The sequence below is a fragment of the Pseudomonas sp. WS 5532 genome, assembly GCF_012985445.1.
Taxonomy (GTDB): domain Bacteria; phylum Pseudomonadota; class Gammaproteobacteria; order Pseudomonadales; family Pseudomonadaceae; genus Aquipseudomonas; species Aquipseudomonas edaphica.
The window spans coordinates 1-20,844 of the sequence record NZ_JAAQWK010000004.1; the positions used below are offsets into that span (position 1 = coordinate 1).

At 60.5% G+C, this 20,844-nt stretch carries 20 protein-coding genes; 4 read left to right on the top strand and 16 right to left on the bottom strand.

From position 1 onward, the window contains the following. Window positions 1-1,021: 1,021 nt before the first annotated feature. Entirely contained in the window at window positions 1,022-2,434 is a 1,413-nt protein-coding gene (locus tag HBO23_RS08815) for an aspartate aminotransferase family protein (protein ID WP_170037772.1), read from the top strand. A gap of 82 nt (window positions 2,435-2,516) precedes the next feature. Continuing rightward, complete coding sequence (locus HBO23_RS08820) at window positions 2,517-2,741, top strand: MbtH family protein (RefSeq protein ID WP_017137860.1); 225 nt, start codon at window positions 2,517-2,519, stop codon at window positions 2,739-2,741. Between the two features lie 149 nt (window positions 2,742-2,890). Here HBO23_RS08820 and HBO23_RS08825 read toward each other — a convergent pair whose 3' ends face one another. The 8 genes from HBO23_RS08825 to minC form a co-directional block, all read right to left on the bottom strand. Then, window positions 2,891-4,237 carry an amidohydrolase gene (locus tag HBO23_RS08825; RefSeq protein WP_170037774.1) on the bottom strand — a complete coding sequence of 449 codons (1,347 nt, stop codon included), beginning with the start codon at window positions 4,235-4,237 and terminating at the stop codon, window positions 2,891-2,893. 16 nt (window positions 4,238-4,253) lie between these two features. Beyond that, window positions 4,254-6,419, bottom strand: a complete 2,166-nt coding sequence (locus HBO23_RS08830; protein ID WP_017137859.1) for a mechanosensitive ion channel domain-containing protein — start codon at window positions 6,417-6,419, stop codon at window positions 4,254-4,256. 72 nt (window positions 6,420-6,491) lie between these two features. Continuing rightward, window positions 6,492-6,668 carry a hypothetical protein gene (locus HBO23_RS08835; RefSeq protein WP_017137858.1) on the bottom strand — a complete coding sequence of 59 codons (177 nt, stop codon included), beginning with the start codon at window positions 6,666-6,668 and terminating at the stop codon, window positions 6,492-6,494. Between the two features lie 209 nt (window positions 6,669-6,877). Next, window positions 6,878-8,167, bottom strand: a complete 1,290-nt coding sequence (locus HBO23_RS08840; RefSeq protein WP_017137857.1) for a M18 family aminopeptidase — start codon at window positions 8,165-8,167, stop codon at window positions 6,878-6,880. A gap of 196 nt (window positions 8,168-8,363) precedes the next feature. Continuing rightward, window positions 8,364-8,999, bottom strand: coding sequence for a pseudouridine synthase (locus HBO23_RS08845; protein WP_017137856.1), 636 nt, complete (start codon window positions 8,997-8,999; stop codon window positions 8,364-8,366). Window positions 9,000-9,094: 95 nt separating this feature from the next. Then, window positions 9,095-9,349 (bottom strand): cell division topological specificity factor MinE, encoded by a 255-nt coding sequence (minE, locus tag HBO23_RS08850; RefSeq protein WP_003175252.1) that lies wholly within the window; start codon window positions 9,347-9,349, stop codon window positions 9,095-9,097. Window positions 9,350-9,352: 3 nt separating this feature from the next. After that, the gene (gene minD, locus HBO23_RS08855) at window positions 9,353-10,165 is read right to left on the bottom strand and encodes a septum site-determining protein MinD (RefSeq protein ID WP_003209098.1); all 813 of its coding nucleotides are present in this window, start codon (window positions 10,163-10,165) and stop codon (window positions 9,353-9,355) included. Window positions 10,166-10,365: 200 nt separating this feature from the next. Further along, a complete protein-coding gene (minC, locus tag HBO23_RS08860) occupies window positions 10,366-11,103 on the bottom strand; it encodes a septum site-determining protein MinC (RefSeq protein WP_017137855.1) in 738 nt (245 codons plus the stop codon). 118 nt (window positions 11,104-11,221) lie between these two features. Here minC and HBO23_RS08865 point away from each other — a divergent pair, with 118 nt between their 5' ends. Continuing rightward, window positions 11,222-12,157, top strand: a complete 936-nt coding sequence (locus tag HBO23_RS08865) for a lipid A biosynthesis lauroyl acyltransferase (RefSeq protein ID WP_170037776.1) — start codon at window positions 11,222-11,224, stop codon at window positions 12,155-12,157. 29 nt (window positions 12,158-12,186) lie between these two features. Continuing rightward, window positions 12,187-13,317, top strand: coding sequence for a patatin-like phospholipase family protein (locus tag HBO23_RS08870; RefSeq protein ID WP_170037778.1), 1,131 nt, complete (start codon window positions 12,187-12,189; stop codon window positions 13,315-13,317). Window positions 13,318-13,426: 109 nt separating this feature from the next. On the opposite strand, the gene HBO23_RS08875 is transcribed toward HBO23_RS08870, so the two are convergent. The 8 genes from HBO23_RS08875 to puuE all read right to left on the bottom strand — a co-directional run bounded on the left by HBO23_RS08875 (window position 13,427) and on the right by puuE (window position 20,643). Next, window positions 13,427-14,212, bottom strand: coding sequence for an outer membrane protein OmpK (locus tag HBO23_RS08875; protein WP_017137852.1), 786 nt, complete (start codon window positions 14,210-14,212; stop codon window positions 13,427-13,429). 15 nt (window positions 14,213-14,227) lie between these two features. Beyond that, window positions 14,228-14,605 (bottom strand): hypothetical protein, encoded by a 378-nt coding sequence (locus tag HBO23_RS08880; protein WP_157786505.1) that lies wholly within the window; start codon window positions 14,603-14,605, stop codon window positions 14,228-14,230. A gap of 53 nt (window positions 14,606-14,658) precedes the next feature. Further along, a complete protein-coding gene (locus HBO23_RS08885) occupies window positions 14,659-16,005 on the bottom strand; it encodes a nucleobase:cation symporter-2 family protein (protein WP_099548910.1) in 1,347 nt (448 codons plus the stop codon). 181 nt (window positions 16,006-16,186) lie between these two features. Next, on the bottom strand, window positions 16,187-17,485 hold the full coding sequence (locus HBO23_RS08890) for a urate hydroxylase PuuD (RefSeq protein WP_017137850.1): 1,299 nt from the start codon (window positions 17,483-17,485) through the stop codon (window positions 16,187-16,189). Between the two features lie 51 nt (window positions 17,486-17,536). After that, the gene (locus HBO23_RS08895) at window positions 17,537-18,040 is read right to left on the bottom strand and encodes an ureidoglycolate lyase (RefSeq protein ID WP_056861103.1); all 504 of its coding nucleotides are present in this window, start codon (window positions 18,038-18,040) and stop codon (window positions 17,537-17,539) included. Window positions 18,041-18,167: 127 nt separating this feature from the next. Continuing rightward, window positions 18,168-19,163 (bottom strand): allantoicase, encoded by a 996-nt coding sequence (gene alc, locus HBO23_RS08900; RefSeq protein ID WP_017137848.1) that lies wholly within the window; start codon window positions 19,161-19,163, stop codon window positions 18,168-18,170. A gap of 41 nt (window positions 19,164-19,204) precedes the next feature. Next, a complete protein-coding gene (uraD, locus tag HBO23_RS08905; protein ID WP_017137847.1) occupies window positions 19,205-19,720 on the bottom strand; it encodes a 2-oxo-4-hydroxy-4-carboxy-5-ureidoimidazoline decarboxylase in 516 nt (171 codons plus the stop codon). Beyond that, a complete protein-coding gene (gene puuE, locus HBO23_RS08910) occupies window positions 19,717-20,643 on the bottom strand; it encodes an allantoinase PuuE (RefSeq protein WP_099548911.1) in 927 nt (308 codons plus the stop codon). Before puuE ends, uraD begins: the two co-directional genes overlap by 4 nt. Window positions 20,644-20,844: the final 201 nt, after the last annotated feature.

Below are 20,844 nucleotides of genomic sequence, written 5' to 3' on the forward strand. Positions count from 1 at the left end.
GCTGGAAGGTAAGGCGGCACGGGCGCATGTCTCAACAGCTCGGGTGCTTAAGGCTGCCAAGGCGGATAAACAGGCCTAAACATGACGTTAAACGGACTCTTAAACATAGACCTTGAAAGGCATGGCTCTTACAGCGGGTCACTTTTGGCAAACGCCCGGAATGCCGGCCCAGCCAAAAGTAACCAAAAGGTCTGTGCCCCACCACTCGGCACCTCGCTTGGGCTCGGTGTGCCCTCACTCCGGCTTGAATCCGTGGGTAACCCGGCGTCCTGCCGGGTTACCCACGGATTCAAGCCTGCGTTCGGCCATCGTGGTTAACGGGGCGTCTCAGATCAAGATCAAGATCTACAGCACGGCGGCCTGAAAGCCGACCTGAGTGGTTGAATCAAAAGCAAAAGCGGGTCCGCATACACTGAAGAGCTGCTTTTCTGTGGGAGCTGGCTTGCCTGCGATTCAGACACCTCGGTACATCAGGCACACCGAGTTGATGCCATCGCAGGCAAGCCAGCTCCCACATTAGACCGAGCATGGCTTTGCTGTTGCTGTTGCTCTGGCCCTTACATCCTTTTCGATGACGAAGTCAGCGGTCTTTTGATCTGCGCTTTTGATCTTGATCTGAAATCGCCCCGTCAAACACGATGGCCGGAATCTGACAGGGATTTGGGGGGTAAACCGGCAGGGATGCCGGTTTAGCCGCGCTGGGCCAAGGATGGCCCATCGCGGCGGCCCCCCAAATCCCTGTCGGATTGCGGGCATGCCGAGCCATAGCGAGGCACCGAGTGTTGGGGCGAGGACCTTTTGGTTACTTTTGACTGGGCCGGCATTCCGGTCCTTGCAAAAGTGACCCGCCGTAAGGGCGGAACCCTAGGCCGCCGTTACCTAAAAAACGGATATGCCCCCCATCAAAAAACCACAACCCCCCTAAATCCCCCCAGCGCTGGTGCGTCTCCAGAACATGAAATCCGCACATACGCGGATCGCCCGTTTGGTCACCCCTACCCGCGTATTGAGGGATCGAGAGATGTCAGTCGCTACCAGCCGTATCGAAGACGCACCGGTGCATGCAGGCGCAGCACCGGTGGAAACGCTCTACCACTTCGAAGAAACCCCACTGCTGGCCCGCCAGCGTCAGCAGGAATCCAATGCCCGCAGCTACCCTCGGCGTATCCCGCTGGCGCTCAAGCGGGCCAAGGGCATCTACGTGGAAGACGTCGAAGGCCGTAGCTTTATCGACTGCCTGGCCGGTGCTGGCACCTTGGCATTGGGTCACAACCATCCGGTGGTGATCGCAGCCATCCAGCAGGTGCTGAGTGACGAGCTGCCACTGCATACGCTCGACCTCACTACGCCGGTCAAGGACCAGTTCGTCCAAGACCTGTTCGGCCTGCTGCCGGCAAAGCTTGCGCAAGAAGCGAAAATTCAGTTTTGCGGCCCCACCGGCACTGACGCGGTGGAAGCCGCGCTGAAGCTGGTGCGCACTGCCACGGGTCGCAGCACGGTGCTGTCGTTCCAGGGCGGTTACCACGGCATGAGCCAGGGCGCGCTGAGCCTGATGGGCAGCCTGGGGCCGAAAAAGCCCTTGGGCGCTCTGCTGGGTAATGGCGTGCAATTCTTGCCGTACCCCTATGACTACCGCTGCCCATTCGGGCTGGGCGGCGCAGAAGGCGTGCGGGTCAACCTGCATTACCTGGAAAACCTGCTCAACGACCCGGAAGCCGGCGTGCTGTTGCCGGCGGCGGTGATTGTCGAGGTGGTGCAGGGCGAGGGCGGTGTGATCCCGGCCGATCTCGACTGGTTGCGCGGCCTGCGACGCATCACCGAGCAGGCCGGAGTGGCCTTGATCGTGGATGAAATCCAGAGCGGTTTCGGTCGTACCGGCAAGATGTTTGCCTTTGAACACGCCGGCATCATCCCGGATGTTGTGGTGATGTCCAAGGCCATTGGCGGCAGCTTGCCGCTGGCGGTGGTGGTGTATCGCGACTGGCTCGACACCTGGTTGCCGGGCGCGCATGCCGGAACGTTCCGGGGTAATCAAATGGCGATGGCGGCGGGCTCGGCGGTGATGCGCTACCTCAAGGAACACGACCTGGCCGGCCACGCGGCGGCCATGGGCGAGCGCCTGGCTGAGCACCTGCGCATCCTGCAGCGCGACTTCCCGCACCTGGGCGATATTCGTGGGCGTGGGCTGATGCTGGGCGTTGAGCTGGTAGACCCCAACGGCACGCCCGATATCCAGGGCCACCCGCCGGTGCATCGCCAACTGGCACCGCTGGTGCAGCGCGAATGCCTCAAGCGTGGCCTGATCCTGGAGCTGGGCGGCCGGCACGGCAGCGTGGTGCGCTTCCTGCCGCCGCTGGTGATCACCGCCGCCGAAGTCGACCGCGTGGCCGAGATCTTCGGGCGCGCGCTGGTGGCAGCCGTCGCCAGCCTCTAATTTTTAGCGGGCCTGGTACGTTTCTACAGATATCAGTGCTGCGCGTGGTGCGCAGCCAGTTTTTTAGCGATGGAGAACAGCAATGACCTCAGTATTTGACCGCGACGACATCCTGTTTCAGGTAGTGGTCAACCACGAAGAACAGTATTCCATCTGGCCCGACTACAAAGTGGTGCCCGAAGGCTGGCGCACCGTGGGCAAGAGCGGCCTGAAGAAAGAATGCCTGGCTTACATTGAGGAAGTCTGGACTGACATGCGCCCGTTGAGCCTGCGCCAGAAGATGGATGGCGCTGCGCTGGCTGGCTGACACGTCGGAGCACTGTGAGCGGGCTTTCTGTGGCGAGGGAGCTTGCTCCCGCTGGGCTGCGGAGCAGCCCCAAAAAACGCGAGCGCTTCGCACTGGAGCGCCAGCCCGGTCCAGCGCGAGCAAGCTCGCTCGCCACAGTAAGCGCTTCGCTACTGCTTTGTGTTGGTATACAGATAATCCGTCGCCAACGACGCCAGCGTCCGCACCCCCACCACCAACGCCGACTCATCCACAAAGAACCCCGGATTATGGTTCGGCGCCGCTTTGCTCATGTCCTGATCCCTCGGCGTCACCCCCAGAAACACAAACAACCCCGGCGCTTCCTTGGCGTAAAACGAGAAGTCCTCGGCGCCGCCCACCAGTGGGCCTTGCACCACATCATCCTTGGCTGCCCAACGCAGGCTTGGCAGCATTTTTTCGGTGAGTGCCGGGTTGTTGATGGTCGGGTCGTATTTTTCGATGATCGTGACTTCGGCCTTGGCGCCACCGCTTTCGGCGATTTTCTCCACCGTCTGGCGCACGTCCGCGTGCAGTTTCTGGCGAATACCGTAGTCGTAGGAACGGATGGTGCCGCTCATGTCCACCGACTCGGGGATGATGTTGTAGCGGGTGCCGCCGTTGATGGTGCCGATGCTCACCACCGACGGAAACGACGAGATGTCGGTGCGCCGACTCACCACGGTCTGCAAACCGACAATGGTCTGCGCGCCGACGGTGATCGGGTCGATGCCGTCCCACGGGCGGCCGGCGTGGGTCTGTTTGCCGAGGATCTTGATGCGCAGGTCATCGGAGCTGGCCAGGGTCGGGCCAGGCCGATAGGCGATCTGCCCGGCAGGCACACCGGCCCAGACATGCAGGCCGAACACCGCGTCCGGCTTGGGCGTTTTCATCACACCTTCCTGCACCATCATTTTCGCGCCCCAGGTGTTTTTGCCGTCGGGGATAAAGTCGCTCGGGCCTTCTTCGGCCGGCTGGAAATAAAACACCACGGTGCCGGGCAGGCGCTCACGCATGCCGCTGAGGATTTTCGCGGTGCTCAGTAGGATTGCCGTGTGAGCATCGTGGCCGCAGGCGTGCATCACGTCGACTTCCTTGCCCAGGTAAGTGCCTTTGGCTTTGGAGGCGAAGGGCAGGTCGGCGACTTCCTTGACCGGCAGCGCATCCATGTCGGCACGCAGGGCCACGGTCGGGCCGGGTAGACCGCCTTTCAAAATGGCGACCACGCCGGTGCGGGCCACGCCGGTTTTGACGTCAAGGCCCAGGTCGCGCAGTTGTTTGGCGACCAGTTCGGCGGTGCGGGTTTCGGTATTGCCCAACTCGGGGTGGGCGTGAATATCGCGGCGGGTTTCCAGCAACGCCGGTTCGAGGATTTTGGCCTGGGCGGCGATTTCTTCCCGGGCAGCATCCTGGCCGCTGCTGGCGGCAATCACCGCGCTGCTGGCGAGCCCGCACAGCATGCCGAAAACCCATTGGTGTGTCAGACCGTTTAAACGCATACAGACCTCTCCTTGTTTATTGTTGTTGATCTTTCTCCTGCACCGTACCGGCGGTCACCACCTGCACGCTCAAGCGCGGTGTTGCCAGGTCCAGCCCGGCTTCATCCAGATGACGCTTGAGTGACAGGTTGAACGCCCGCGACACTTCCCACTGCTTGATCGGCGCGGTCTTGAAGCGCGCCCGCAGGATCGCGCTGCCGGACTCAAAGCTTTCCACACCTTGAATCTCCAGCGGCGACCAGATATTGCGGCGTTGCAGCGGGTCGTTGCGCATTTTCTGGCCGACATCGCGCATCAGCTTGATGGCGTCGTCGATCTCCATGTTGAAGGGGATCGCCACCCGGAAGATCGCGTAGCCGAACTCCCGCGAGTAGTTCTTGATGCTCTTGATTTCACTGAACGGGATGGTGTGCACAATGCCGTCGATGTCGCGCAGGCGCACGGTGCGGATGGTCAGGCCTTCGACAGTGCCGAGGTGGCCGCCGACATCCACGTAGTCATCAATCGCCAGGGAGTCTTCGATGATGATGAACAGGCCGGTGATCAAGTCCGCGACCAGCGACTGTGCGCCAAAACCGATGGCGATACCGATCACACCGGCACCGGCCAGCAGCGGCGTGACGTTCATGCCCATGTTCGCCAGGGCGACGATGGCGGCGATGATAAAAATGGTCACGAACAGCACGTTGCGGATCAGCGGCATCATGGTCTGCGCACGCGCATTGGCCAGGCCTTTGCGCGAGCGGGTGAGGGCATGGTGGATCGCGGTGTCGCTGAGGATCCAGATCAGCCAGGCAAACAGCAGCGTGCCGCCCAGGCCGAACAGCTTGACGCTGACTTCATGGCCGTCACCTTCGGTAAAGCGAATCATCGACAAGCCCCACACGCGCAGGCCCAGCTCGATGAATACCAGCCACACCACCAGATGGGCCAGGGTGTAGACGAAGCTTTTCAGGCGCTCGGAGTACAGCGCGTGGCGCTTGTGCCCACGTTGCGGCTTGAGCGCATGGCGGCGCACCAGCCCGTTGATCACCATGCACAACACCAGCAATACCGTGCACAGCAGCGACTGGCGCAGCGCGGTGCTGGTGTCGCCGGCCGACAGGAAGGTGGCGAACAGCGAGATGCCCACCAGCAACAACGCCGGGATGTACCAGAAGGAGCCGATGATCGAGAGCGTGTCGGTGAGGGCACGGCGTGTAAGGCGGCGCGACAGCGGTTGGTTGCGGATCAGGTGCGCGATCGGGCGGCGGAAGCGCAGGATAAACACGCCGGTGGACAGCGCGGCCATCACATTAGCGACGGTCGCGGCGGTGTGGGCCAGATGCTGGCCAAGCGCCGCAACCAGCCTTGGGTCGCTCAAGGCTTCACCGAAGGCGGCAAAACTGCCGATCCACCACAGCGGACGGAAGGCCTGGTGGCGCAGGATATACAAGGCCCGGTGACGGTGTGGGCCGTCGAGAACCGAGAAGGCAATCACGCAGATTGCCGAGAAACAGGTGCCGATCACCAGCGCATAGGCCAGCACCATCGCCAGGGATTTGCCCAGGGACGAAGGCAGTGCATAGCTGAGGTAAACCGTGATGATCAACGCAATCAGCCACGGCCCCAGTTTACGCAGGGCGAAGCGCACCATGTCCCAGGTACGCGGGTGTTGCGGCAGTTCTTCGGGCAGGCCGAAACGTTCTCGCACACGGTGGCTGAGCCAGATCAGCGCGGCGGCCAGCAGGCTCCACACTGCCAGGATCACGGCAAAACCGAAAATGATCGGCAGCCATTCTGTGGCCGGCAGCATCAGTGCCGTGAGTTCTTCCTGGGCCAGGTCGATCTCGTTGGACCAGCGCCCCAACGGGCTGTCGGCCCCGGAAAACTGGGCTTCAAGCTCGGCCAGGGTGCTACCGATCAAGCCGAGCACGCCTTGTTCGGCAGCGGGCTGGGCTTTTTGCGTGGCTTCGCGCAGCTTCTTCAGGTCGCTCAGCAGTTGGGTGCGCTGCTGGTCGTTTTCCAGGGTCTTGATCACCTCGTCCAGCGACTGGCCCAGCGGCACATCGGCCTGAGGCTGGGTCTTGTTGGTGCTGCCCAGCAGGCCGGGCAGGCTCACGGCTTGCGCTGGCGCAAGGGGCAGCAGCGTGAGCAGGGCGATCAGAAAATAGCAGGGCAGGGCAAAGAGACGGGAAAGCACGAGGCGGTCAACCTTGAAAACGACGAATTGACCGAGTGTACGAGGCCGCTATGCCCAATGCGAGTGCATTTGTTATTCCGCCAGTTTGGCAAGGATCTTGTAAACCACAGTGCCGAGGATCAACAGCATACCGACCCACATACCAAACACACCCACCGGCTTGTCGCGAAAGTTGAAGCCGGTCGCGAGCAGGATCATGCCGATGATGATGGGAATGAGCATGGCGTGGAACGAAGACATGGAGATCATGGGGCGACGGCCTTGTCGGAGTGGGAATACTGACAAGTCTAGGTCGGATTGTGGGAAGTTGGAGTGATATGGGTCAGGTTTATGCAAAACCAACTGTGGGAGCGGGCTTGCTCGCGAATGCGGTGTGCCAGTTACAGATGAATTGACTGACACTCCGCTTTCGCGAGCAAGCCCGCTCCCACAGTTTTGACCGCATTCAGCCCCTGAGGTCAGGGCAAATCGCGACTCGCATAAAACGCGCCCAACACCTTCACCAGGTGCGCCAGATCATGGCTGCCACACAGCTCACGGATCGAGTGCATGGCAAACGTCGGCAAGCCGATATCCACGGTGCGCACGCCCAGGTGGCTGGCGGTGATCGGGCCGATGGTCGAGCCGCAGCCCATGTCGCTGCGTACCACGAAGCTCTGCACCGGCACTTCCTGGGCCATGCACAGGTGGCGGAAGAACCCGGCGGTTTCGCTGTTGGTGGCGTAGCGCTGGTTGCTGTTGACCTTGATCACCGGGCCGGCGTTGAGTTTGGGGCCGTGGTTGGCGTCGTGTTTCTCGGCGTAGTTAGGGTGCACGCCGTGGGCATTGTCTGCCGAGACCAACAGTGATTTCTGAATGGTGCGTACGAATTCCTCACCTTCCGGTAGAAGACGGCGCAGGGTCTGTTCCAGCATCGGGCCATCCGCGCCGCAGGCCGAACAGGAGCCGACTTCTTCGTGGTCGTTGCACACCAGCACGCAGGTTTCGTCGTTTTCGCTGGTGAGCAAGGCTTGCAGGCCGGCGTAGCACGACAGCAGGTTGTCCAGGCGCGCACCGGCGATGAAATCGCCATTGAGGCCGATCACCGCAGCGCTTTGCGTGTCGTAGAAACTCAGCTCGTAGTCGAGCACCACATCGGCGTTCAGGCCGTGTTCGCGGGCGAGTTGCTCAGTGAGCACGGCGCGGAAGTCCACCCGCTCGTCACCGGCAAACTGCGCAAGGATCGGCGGCAGCTCGGTCTGTGCATTGATCGCCCAGCCCTGGTTGGCTTCACGGTTCAGGTGAATAGCCAGGTTGGGGATGATGGCAATCGGCAACTTGAAGTCGATCAGTTGGCTCTCGACCTTGCCGTCGCGGCGGAAGGTCACGCGGCCGGCCAGCGACAGGTCGCGGTCGAACCACGGCGCCAGCAGCGCGCCGCCGTAGACTTCCACGCCCAACTGCCAGAAGCCCTGGCGTTGCAGCTCCGGCTGGGGCTTGACCCGCAGGCACGGGCTGTCGGTGTGGGCGCCGACCATGCGGATGCCGTCTTGCAACGGCGAGTGCTTACCGAGCTTGAAGGCGATGATCGAGGAATCGTTACGGGTGACGTAATAGCGCCCGTTGGCCTCGGTGGCCCAGGTTTCGCGCTCGTCGAGACGCTGGTAACCGGCCGCTTCCAGGCGCTGGGCGAGGGCGGCAGTGGCATGAAAAGGAGTAGGGGAGGCCTTGAGGAAGTCGATCAGGCCTTGATTCAACGCTTCGCGCATAAATAGCTCCAGACAGCAATGCGCGGAGTTTACCGTATTGGCTCCACATTTGAAGTGAAGCTACTCGCTTGAAAACCCTGCAAGGCCAATGTGGGAGCTGGCTTGCCTGCGATAGCGGTGTGTAAGCCAATATATTTGGCACAGACAGATCGCTATCGCAGGCAAGCCAGCTCCCACATTTGACTGTATTTTCAGCTTAAAAAGGTGCAGGGCACTCAAAGCGCAGCCGCTCGCCGCTTTGCGGGTGCGTAAAGCTCAACATGCTCGCATGCAGGCACAGGCGTGGCCAGGCGGCCAGGGCTTGTTCATGGGCGTACAAGCCATCACCGAGCAGCGGATGGCCGATCGACAGCATATGCACCCGCAACTGGTGCGAACGCCCGGTGATCGGCGTGAGTTCCACGCGGCACCAATCGCCACAACGCTCCAGCACTTTCCAGAAGGTCAGTGCGTTTTTGCCAAACTCATAGTCGACTACGTGGCGCGGCTTGGTCGGCGGGTCGTAGCGCAAAGGCAGGTCAATGCTGCCGCTGTCCAGCGCCGGCTGGCCCCAGGCCAAGGCGGTGTAGGCTTTTTCGGTTTCGCGGTCGTGAAACTGCCGCGACAGTTCGCGGTGACTGTCGGCGTCCCGCGCGAGCAGGATGATCCCCGAGGTTTCCCAGTCCAGGCGATGCACGATGCGGGCTTCGGGGTAGCCGTTTTCCTGCAGGCGGGTGATCAGGCAGTCTTTGTTGTCATCGGCGCGGCCAGGCACCGAGAGCAACAGGGTCGGCTTGTTCACCACCAGGACGGCGGCGTCCTGATGCAGGATATGAATAGTGGACAGCGGCATTAAACAGCCTCGTAACAAACGCCAACGGCGGCTCGGCCACCCGGTTCCCAAACGGGATCAAGGTGATCGAGCCGCCGTGGCGGCCGCCTTTTCGATTAACGATCAGGCAGGGTGATATTGAGTTCCAGAATCGAGCAGCTGCCGTCGTTTTCCAGGGCGACATGCACGTCATCGTTGCCGATATTGACGTACTTGCGGATCACCTCGACCAGTTCCTTCTGCAAGGCTGGCAGGTAGTCCGGGGTACTGCGTTGGCCGCGTTCGTGCGCCACGATGATCTGTAGACGCTCTTTCGCTACCGACGCGGTACTTGGCTTTTTGTTGGCGCGAAAGAAGTCGAGAAATTTCATTATTTAGTTGCCTCCAAAGATACGCTCGAAGAATCCCTTCTTCTTAACATCGAGGAAGCGATGTTCCACGGTCTTGCCCAGCAAGCGATCAACTGCATCGCTGTACGCCTGGCCGGCGTCGCTCTGGTCGTCAAGAATCACCGGAACACCTTGGTTGGAAGCCTTGAGGACCGCCTGGGATTCGGGGATCACGCCCAGCAGGGTCACTGCGAGGATTTCCTTCACGTCTTCAACGCCGAGCATTTCGCCGTTGCTGACGCGCTCAGGGTTGTAACGGGTGAGCAGCAAGTGCTCCTTGATCGGGTCTTCACCTTTCTCGGCGCGCTGGGACTTGCTGGCCAGCAGGCCGAGCATGCGGTCCGAGTCACGTACCGAGGAGACTTCCGGGTTGGTGACGACGATGGCTTCATCGGCGAAGTACATCGCCAGGTGAGCACCGGTTTCGATACCGGCCGGGGAGTCGCACACCACGTATTCGAAGGTTTCTTTAAGCTCGGCCAGGACTTTGCCTACGCCTTCTTTGGTCAGCGCGTCTTTGTCGCGGGTCTGGCTGGCAGCCAGTACGTACAGGTTCTCAAGGCGCTTGTCCTTGATCAGGGCCTGTTGCAGGTTGGCTTCGCCGTTCACCACGTTGACGAAGTCGTACACCACGCGGCGTTCGCAGCCCATGATCAGGTCGAGGTTACGCAAACCGACGTCGAAGTCGACGATGACTGTTTTGTGGCCGCGCAGAGCGAGGCCGGTACCGATAGCGGCGCTGGTGGTGGTCTTACCCACACCACCCTTGCCGGATGTAACCACGAGAATCTTGGCCAAGGTGTTTCACCCCTAAGGAAAAAGGACTTTTCAGCCCCTGAAAAACATCTCTTGGAACTCGCTGCAGGCGGACAGCCTTTGTAGGAAAAAGATGTGATTTCCGCAGGGAAACGCCAACTTCCAATTATTCCTACACAAGTCTTGCCGGTTTCGCTTTGCTATCAGAGTCTAGAGATGCTTGGAAAATGCGGCAGTATCCGTTAAAGACGGATGATGTTCAACACATCGCCCGACAGGCTGACCTGCACCCCGGCCCCCCACAGCGGATCACGGCGCAAATCTTCTGAAACCTTGTACTGGCCTGCGATGGACACTAGCTCAGCGCTCAACTGCTGGCAAAAAATCCGCGCCTTGGTATCGCCCTTGATGCCGGCGAGGGCACGTCCGCGCATGGGGCCGTATACATGGATGTTGCCATCGGCCAGAAGTTCCGCCCCGGGGCTAACCGAGGAGATCACCACCAGATCGCCACCCTGGGCGTAAATCTGCTGCCCGCCGCGTACGGGGGAGGTGATGATCTTTGTAGGCTTGACCGCAGGTTCCGGCGGTTTTTCCGGTTTTTTCTTCACTTCACCTTCCAGCGGTTCGAGCGGGCGCTCGCGGGCACCGGAGGGTGGCAATACGGGCAGTTCAATTGCGATGGCCGCGGCAATGTCTTCGATACGGCTGGCGCGTATGGCCAGGGTGCGCAAGCCGTGGGAGCGGCAGACGCGCATCAAGCCGGGCAAATCAATCGCGCCTTGGCCGGCCGGGAGTTTGTCCAGGGCCAGTACCAGCGGGGCATTGTTGAAGAAGTTCGGCGCCAGCGCGACCTTGGCGGCGAGCTGGCGGTCCAGGGCGTCGAGGTCGTTGCGGGCCAGTTCCAGCACGGTGATGGCGAGCATGCTGCCTTTCAGCTGGAACACGGGATCTTGGTCTAGCGGTTCGGTTTGGCTCATGGTCGGCAAAAGCGGCTTGTCACGAAAAGTGTCGAGACTTATAACGATAACAACCACGGGCCGCAAGCCGAGTCGAACGTTGTAGAATGCGCGGCCCTTGTCTTTACCGGAATCTGTAATGGATCGCCCGCGTTTTCGAGCTGTATTTTTTCACCCGCGCTTTTGGCTGTTATGGCTGGGACTCGGCCTGCTGTGGCTGATTACCCAGTTGCCCTACCGTGCCTTGCTGACCATTGGTCGATTACTTGGCGCCGGCATGTACCGCGTGGCTGCTGATCGCCGCCGCATCGCCGCGCGCAACCTCGAGCTGTGCTTCCCGGAAAAATCCGCCAAGGAGCGTAAACGGCTGCTCAAGGAAAACTTCGCGACCACCGGCATCGCCTTCTTCGAGATGGCCATGAGCTGGTGGTGGCCCAAATCGCGCCTGGCACGCCTGGCCCATGTCGAAGGGCTTGAGCATTTGAAGCAGGCGCATCTGGATGGCAAGGGTGTGATCCTGATGGCGTTGCACTTCACCACCCTGGAAATTGGCGCGGCCCTGCTCGGGCAGAAGCACACCATTGATGGCATGTACCGCGAGCACGGCAACCCGCTGTTCGACTTCATTCAGCGCCGTGGCCGTGAGCGGCACAACCTCGATTCCCTGGCGGTAGAGCGCGACGACGTGCGCGGCATGCTCAAGCTGCTGCGCTCGGGCCGCGCCATCTGGTATGCGCCGGATCAGGACTACGGCGCCAAGCAAAGCATTTTTGTTCCGCTGTTCGGCATCCAGGCCGCTACCGTGACCGCCACCAGCAAGTTTGCGCGGCTGGGCAAGGCGCTGGTGATGCCCTTCACCCAGGAGCGCCTGGCCGATGGCAGCGGTTATCGCCTGGTGATCCACCCGCCGCTGACCGACTTCCCCGGTGAGAGCGACGAGGTTGACTGCCTGCGCATCAATCAGTGGGTCGAGGCCTCGGTGCGCGAATGCCCCGAGCAGTACCTGTGGACGCACCGGCGCTTCAAGAGCCGCCCGCCCGGCGAGGCTAAGCTGTACGAACCGCGCCGCCGGTAACCGCTACTTTTCTACTAGGGAGTGACGCAATGCGCCCAACTGAACCGGTCACAGGCTTGATTCTTTCCGGTGGCGGGGCGCGAGCGGCGTATCAGGTGGGCGTACTGGCGGCGATTGCCGAGTTGCTGCCGCCGGGGGCGCCGAATCCTTTTCCGGTGATTGTCGGCACCTCCGCCGGCGCGATCAATGCGGTGAGCCTGGCCAGTGGCGCCACGGATTTCACTGCGGCCATCCAACGCCTTACCGCCTTCTGGCAGGGCTTTCGCAGCCATCTGGTGCTGCGCAGCGATTGGCCGGGCGTGGTGCACCAGGCCAGCCGTTTCTTTATCCATAGCCTGTTGGGCCTGGGTGCCCAGGTGCCGGTGGCGTTGCTCAACAGTGCGCCGTTGCGCGACTTGCTCAACGACAAACTGCACCTGCACGGCATTGATGAGGCGATCCGCAACAAGCATCTGCATGCAGTCGCGGTCACGGCCTTTGGTTATGAGTCCGGGCAAGCGGTGACCTTCTATCAGGGCGGCGGCAAGATCGATGCCTGGCTGCGCCATCGGCGCATCGGTGTGCCGACCCAACTGACGGTTGAGCACTTGCTGGCCAGCTCCGCGATCCCCTTGCTGTTTGCGCCGGTCAAACTCGACCAGGAATATTTTGGTGACGGTGCCGTGCGCCAATCCGCGCCCATCAGCCCGGCCTTGCACCTGGGTGCCAGCCGGGTGCTGGTGGTGGGCGTGAGCGGCAACCCGCGTGGCAATGAACCTTCGGTGCAACGTACTTACACTGGCCAGGAGCCGACCTTGGCGCAGATTGGTGGGCATATGCTTAACAGCACGTTTATTGACAGCCTGGAAAGCGATATTGAGCTGTTGGAGCGTCTGAACCAATTCAGCCATGTTGCGCCGGGGCTGGCGCCGGTAGAGGTGCTGGTGATTGCGCCCAGCCAGCCGATCGATGAAATCGCGGCGCGGCATCGGCAGGAATTGCCGGCGGCGTTGCGTCTGTTCTTGCGCGGTCCGGGGGCGACCAAGACCAGTGGGGCGGGGGTGTTGAGTTACTTGTTGTTCGAGGCGGGGTATTGCAGCGAGTTGATTGAGCTGGGGCGCAAGGACGCACTTGCCAAGCGCGAGGAATTGTCCAAATTCCTTGGGCTGACAGTGAACTAAATGTGGGAGCTGGCTTGCCTGCGATAGCGGTATTCCTGTGCCAACTATGTTGGCTGACAGATCGCTATCGCAGGCAAGCCAGCTCCCACAGGGGATTGGTGTTGCTCAATCAGAAGTGATACTTGACCAGGAAGCTCGCCGTGTCCTGGTTAGTCTTGAACGCGCCGGAATCTTCGATCCCGTACTTGTTCTTCCAGTAGTCATATTCGAAGCCGACATACAGCTGCTTCTCGCCCCAATGCAGCGCCTTGCCCAAGTCGTACTTGACCTGTGGGTTGAAGTGCAGGTTGGCGTGGTAAGTGCCACGGGCGTTCCTGTCGTTGTCCACCACCCAGTCCATGAAGCCGTCGATCAGCACGTTGGAGTTGCCCACGGGAATGGTGTACGACCACACCGGCGTGATCTGCCACACGCCATCGCCCGGGCGGTTGCCTTCGGTCTGGCGCTGGTAGAAGTTCAACTGGAAGTAGTCGAAGCCAGGGATATTCAGGTCAAAGCCCGGGCCCAGCAGGTACGACTCGTTATCGCCTTCGCCGAACTCGTAAGTGAAGGCCAGCAGCACATCTTTGATCGGGCCGAACGAGAGGTCTTTGTCGAAGATCTTGCCGAACGACAACCGTGGGCTGAACTCGCCGTAGTAAGTGCTTGGGCCGACGTTGCCGTCTTCCTTGCCGTTGTAAAAGATGCGGTCGACGAACAGGAAGTTGTCGCCGTACTTCCACGCATCGGCGTGCTCGAAGGTGACGGTTTGCTGGATCTGCGGGTTAACGGTGAAGTTCTTGCCCCACAGGTACGTCAGGCTGTTGTTCTGCCACTGCAACAAATCGCCTGCCACGGCTTGGCCGCCGGCCAGCAGGGATCCTGCCAGCATCAGGCCTTTGAACATAGGTTTCATTCGGTTGCTCCCGAGTCAAAGTTTTATGGTTGTTTTTCTACGCAGGCGCTCTGGTGTGGCGCCTTTTGGTTCGCTGCAAAAATCGTCTGTTTGGTCAGCTTTAATGCTTTTAGCAAGAGCTGCGCCAAGGTGTTTAAAAAGCCAATAAAAGGCCTTCGGCTGCACTTGATGCAGTCGAATCCGGAGGTTTTTTTCTGCACGTTGGCCGCAGACATTGGGCCAGGATAAGTTGGCCCTGCAGTCAGCTTTTACATTCGCTGTTTTTTTTTGAGTCGATTCGAGCGGGCGCGGAGAATACTGGCTCCCAGGCCTTGGCTCAAGTGCGCTGTTAGAGAGCGCAGGGGGCGAGAATGGGGCGCGGCTTGTGGCCGGCCCCAGGTGAATAGGGTGCATGTGGGTATTTCCTGTTGGTTATTATTTTTGTTGTTTTTTGCTAACAGGCCAAATCAATGCGTGTGGGCGACCGCGGGGCGTTCCGAACCGCCGAGGATGTTGAACAGGATGTTCAGCGACAAGGCGCTGAGGGTGGCCATGGCGATTCCACTGTGGGTAATCGGGCTCATCCACAGGGGCAACTGCGCGAAGAATTCCGGGCGCACCACCGGGATCAGGCCCATGCCGATGCTGACTGCCACCAGCAACTGGTTGCGGCGGTCGGCAATGTCGGCCTCCTGCAGGATCTTGATGCCGGTCGCCGCGACCATGCCGAACATGGCAATGGCGGCGCCGCCCAATACTGCCGGTGGAATCGATGCCACCAAAAAGGCGGCTTTGGGCAGCAGGCTCAGCACAATCAGGAACGCCCCGGCCATGATCGTCACCGAGCGGCAACGCACGCCGGTCATCTGCACCAGGCCGATATTCTGGGCGAATGAGGAGTGAGTAAACGTATTGAAGAAACCGGCGAAAAATGAGGCGCCAGCGTCACACAACAGGCCACGGCGCAGCATCCTTGGCGTGACCTCCTGGCCGGTGATTTTGCCCAGCGCAAGAAACATCCCGGTGGACTCGACGAAGATGATCACCACCACCAGGCACATCGACAGGATCGGTGCCAACTCGAACTTGGGCATGCCGAAATGCAGTGGCGTCACCACTTGCACCCACGGTGCCTGGGACAGGCCGCCGAGGTCGACCATGCCGAGCAGGCCGCACAAGCCATAGCCGAGCGCCATGCCGATCAGCACCGAGATATTTACCCAGAAGCCGCGCATGAAACGGTTGATCAGCAAGATGGTGGCCAGTACCAGCGCGGCAATCGCCAGGTAAACCGGCGAGCCGAAGGTGGCGGCGGCACTGCCGCCACCGGCCCAGTTCACGGCCACGGGGAACAGCGACAGGCCGATGGCAGTGATCACGGTGCCGGTCACCAAGGGCGGGAAAAACCGCACGACCTTGGACATGAACGGCGCGATCAGCATGCCAAAAAAACCGGCAGCGATGGTCGCGCCGAAGATGCCCTGCAGGCCGATGCCAGGCATGCCAGCCATGGCCACCATGCTGCCGACGGCGGCGAAACTGGCGCCCATCATCACCGGCATGCGAATGCCCACCGGGCCGATGCCGAATGACTGCACCATGGTGGCAATGCCCGCCACGAGCAGATCGGCGTTGATCAGAAAGGCGATTTCTTCACGGCTCAAGCCTGCGGCCTGGCCAATGATCAGGGGTACGGCGACGGCGCCGCCGTACATCAGCAAGACGTGTTGCAGGCCTACCAGAATCAGTTGCAAGAGGGGCAGCCGCACCATGGCGGGTGCGGCGGGAATCTGCGGTTCGACTAACTCGGTCATGCAACACCTCGGATCTTTTTTATTGTTGTGTTGTTTGGAACGCACTCTGTAAATCACCAAAAATCCCTGTGGGAGCTGGCTTGCCTGCGATGGCGGTGGCTCAGCAACTCATCTGGTGGCTGATGCACCGCTATCGCAGGCAAGCCAGCTCCCACATTTTGGATTTGTGTTACTCGGGCTGTCAGTTAGTGCGTGCCCCCTGGTTGATCCAGGTGCCGATCAAATCCCGTTCCTGCTGGGTCATCTGGGTGATGTTGCCCAGCGGCATGATCTGGCTGGCCACGGCCTGCGCTTGAATACGCGCCGCCTGCTGCTGGATCTGCGCCGGGGTATCGAACATCACGCCGGCTGGGGCGGTGCTGAACAGCGGGCTGGTGGGCTTGGCCGAATGGCACACGGCGCAGCGTTCCTGGATCACGCCATGCACCTTGTCGAAATCAATCGTCGCCTGGGCCGGTGCCGCAGCAGGTTCTGCAGCGGGTGCGGCTGGCGCAGCAGGTTTCAAGCCACCGCCCAATGCGGTTTCCGGCAATGGCTGGTACTCGATGGCCGCGGGTGCCTTGGCCACGTCAGGTGCAGTCGAAACAGGTTTAGGACCGGTCACATACGCCAGGCAAATCATCGCCAATGCGCCCACCGGCAACGTCCACGCATACTTCTGGCTGTTATGCCGTGTGTTGAAGTAGTGACGCACCAACACCGCTGCCACCGCGATACCCGCCAGGATCAGCCAGTTGTATTGGCTGCCGTAGGTGCTCGGGAAGTGGTTGCTGATCATGATGAACAGCACCGGCAAGGTGAAGTAGTTGTTGTGACGCGAACGCAGCAGACCCTTGGCCGGCAGCGCCGGGTCAGGTGTGCGGTTCTCGGCGATGGCCGCTACCAGCGCGCGCTGGGCGGGCATGATGATGCGGAATACGTTACCGACCATGATGGTGCCGATCACCGCACCTACGTGCAGGTAAGCACCGCGACCGCTGAAGACCTTGCTGAAGCCGTAAGCGGCTGCAATCAACAGTACAAACAGGATAAAGCCGAGCAGGGCAGGGCGTTTGCCCAGCGCCGAATCGCACAGGAAGGAGTAGATGAACCAGCCGACGAACAGTGAGCCAATGCCCAGCAGTACGCCTTCGGGACCACTGAGGCTGCTGCCCGGGGCCAGCAGGTACAAGGTCGGGTTGGCGTAGAACACTACGCACAGCAGCGCGATGCCCGACATCCAGGTGAAATAGGCTTCCCATTTGAACCAATGCAGGTTGTCCGGCATGGTCGGCGGGGCCAGTTTGTATTTTTCCAGGTGGTAGATACCGCCACCGTGAATCGCCCATAAGTCACCGGCCAGGCCGTCTTTGGGGTTGACGCGATTAAGGTTGTTTTCCAGCCAGACAAAATAGAAGGAAGCGCCGATCCACGCGACGCCAGTGATCATGTGAACCCAGCGCACGCTAAGGTTCAGCCATTCCATCAAATGTGCTTCCACAGTCTTTACCTCTCGCCTGTCACCCTTGTTGTCGGGTGATCAGACCTTCTCTTATTGGTGGGGGGCGAGGATCAACCGCTCATCCTCTTTGAAAAAATGCTCATCGCAGTTATTGCCTGTGCCACTGCGATCAACCACCAGGAAGTCATCCCGCTTTTCGATCGTCAGCACCGGGTGGTGCCAGACGCCGCGATGGTAATTAATGCCCTGCCTGCCGTTGGTGACGAAGGCGCGGACCAAGCCCGATACAGGTTCATCGCCAAGTGGCGCGACCACGATCAGAAAGGGGTTGCCGAGCAGCGGGATGAAGGCCTGGCTGCCCAGCGGGTGTCTTTCCAGCATACACACGGTCAGCGGCATGTCCTGCGCATCGGCGCGGAAGATGCTGATGATTGCGTTGTCTTCAGGCTGGGCGGTTTCTACCGTGGCCAGCTTGTGAAAGCGCATGGTCGACCCGTTATTGATCATGAAGTGATCGCTGCCATCGGTTTCGATAACGTCTCCGAAAGGGGCGAAGGCTTCTTTGGTCAGGGGTTCGATCACTAGTGTGCGCATGGCTGTCTTCTTATCCGGATTCTGTGTTGTTTGTTCTATTGCTATCGCGGGCAAGCCCGGCTCCCACATTTTGATCTGTGAATACATTCAAATGTGGGAGCTGGCTTGCCTGCGATGGGCTCACCGCTTATTTAGCGACTTTACCGAGGACCCGCAGGCGGCTCACACCACCATCCGGGAACACGTTCAGGCGGATGTGGGTAATCGGCCCCAGTGCCTTGATCTGCTCGGCAAACGTGTGTTCAGCGTGCATTTCCAGTTTCTGCGCCGGCAGCAGCTCGCGCCAGAACAGCGATTGGGTTTCGATCTGGCTGTCGGTGCCGCCCTTCACGAACGCGCCCTGGATCGAGCAAGTGTCCGGGTAGTTGCCCTTGAAGTGCAGGGTGTCGACCACGATTTTCTCGATCTCGCCCGGGTGGCCCAGGGCGACGATCACCCAGTCGTTGCCTGGCGTGCGACGACGGGCGGTTTCCCAGCCGTCGCCCATGTTGATGCCACGGCCCGGGTTGAGGATGTTGCTCATGCGGCCGAAGTGTTCGTCGGAGCACGCCAGGGCGCGACCGCCGTTGAGGGCCGCTGCCAGGTCGACCTGTTCGTTGTCGCCCACCGAGGACCAGTCGCGGAACGGCACGCCGTACACACGCAGACGGGCCACACCGCCGTCCGGGTAGATGTTGAAACGCAGGTGGCTGAACGCCTGGTCGTTGTTGATCTCGTGGTAGTGGTGGCTGTTGCCTTGCAGCTCCACGGCCGACAGCACTTCCACCCACTGGGTGTTGGCGTCCGGCTCGCCCGAGGCCAGGAAGCAGGCTTCCAGGGAGGCCGATGGCGGGAAGTTGCCGGTGAAGAATGAAGTGTCGATGTCCACGCCCTTGATCGAGCCGGGTACGCCGAGGCGGATCACCGCGCTGTCGTAGCCTTCGAAGCGCTTGCGGCGTGACTCCCAGCCGTCCATCCACTTGCCGTTGTCATCGAAAACGCCCTCCTTCCACACGGCCGGGGTCGGCTGGAACAGGCGGTTGGCGTCAGCGAACCAGTCATCGGTCACCGAGATGATCTTGGTGCCCAGGCGGGCATCGGCCAGGTTGACGAACTTTTCGAAAGGTACGGCGTAAGCTTTCATTCTTCTTGTCTGCCTTAGATAGAGTGGCTGGGGATGGTCTGTTAGAGGGTCAGTAAACGGAACAACGCGATCTTGTTGATCTCGGCCAGCGCGCATTTGAACTCGGCGTCTGCCGAATTGTGAATGCGCGTTTCGAACGCAGCGAGGATCTGATGCCGGTTGCTGCCTTTTACCGCCATGATGAAGGGAAACTTGAACTTGGCCTTGTAGGCATCGTTCAGCTCGGTGAAGCGCGAGAACTCTTCGGCCGTGCATTGGTGAATCCCCGCGCCAGCTTGCTCATCGGTGCTGGCTTGGGTCAGTTGGCCCTGGACGGCAGCTTTGCCGGCCAGGTCCGGGTGAGCGTTGATCAGCGCCAGCTGGCTGGCATGATCGGCGCTTAACAGGATATCGCTCATGCGCTGGTGCAGGGTTTCGATCTGGTCGACCGAGCTGTCCTGGCCCAGGTCGAAGGCCTTTTCGGCCACCCATGGCGAGTGTTCGTAGATATCGGCGAAAGCGGCGACAAATTCATCGCGGCTCAGGGTCGATGGCTTCAGGGTCTGGAACGCAGTCATTTCGCCGCTCCCGTGTGCGGGTGGGTTTCGTGCCAGTGACGGGCGATGTCAACGCGACGGGTGAACCACACCTGTTCATGGCCTTTGGCGTATTCGATAAACCGTTTTAACGAAGCCAGGCGTGCAGGGCGGCCGATCAGGCGGCAGTGCAGGCCGATGGAAAGCATCTTCGGCGCCTCGGCCCCTTCGGCATACAACACGTCGAACGCGTCCTTGAGGTACTCGAAAAAGTCATCGCCCTTGTTGAAACCCTGCACCTGGGTGAAGCGCATGTCGTTGGTGTCCAGGGTATAAGGGATCACCAAATGCGGCTTGCCGGTCGGGTTGTTCGGCTCCCAGTAGGGCAGGTCGTCGTCATAGGTGTCGCAGTCGTACAGGAAACCGCCTTCCTCCATCACCAGCCGACGCGTATTGGGGCCAGTGCGGCCGGTGTACCAGCCCAGTGGGCGCTCGCCGGTGAGTTCGGTGAGGATGCGGATGGCTTCGAGCATGTGCTCGCGCTCCTGGGCCTCGTCCATGTACTGGTAGTCGATCCAGCGGTAGCCGTGGCTGCAGATCTCGTGGCCGGCGTCGACCATTGCGCGGATCACATCCGGGTGGCGCTGGGCGGCCATGGCGACGGCGAAGATGGTCAGCGGGATATCGAATTCTTTAAACAGCTTGAGGATGCGCCACACACCCGCACGGCTGCCGTACTCGTACAGCGACTCCATGCTCATGTTGCGGGCGCCTTGCAGCGGCTGGGCCGAGACCATTTCCGAGAGGAAGGCTTCGGACTCTTTATCACCGTGCAAAATGTTGCGCTCACCGCCTTCTTCGTAGTTGAGTACGAACGACAGCGCAATGCGTGCCTTGCCCGGCCAGTGGGGGTGAGGAGGGTTACTGCCGTAACCGATCAGGTCGCGTGGGTAGTCAGCGCTCACTGCAGTCTTCCTTCTTGTTCGTGATAGCAAGTGTGTGTGGCGGCCGGGCAGTGAAAAGACTGGGTGGCGTCACAGCGATGAGTGATTGTATACAACTTATCTGTCACTTTGTAAGCCTACATTTCTGCATTTTTTCTGTATCGCCGGGTTCAGATGCTGTAGCAAGAAACTTGCCTGACTGGTCAGTTAATGGACAAAAGG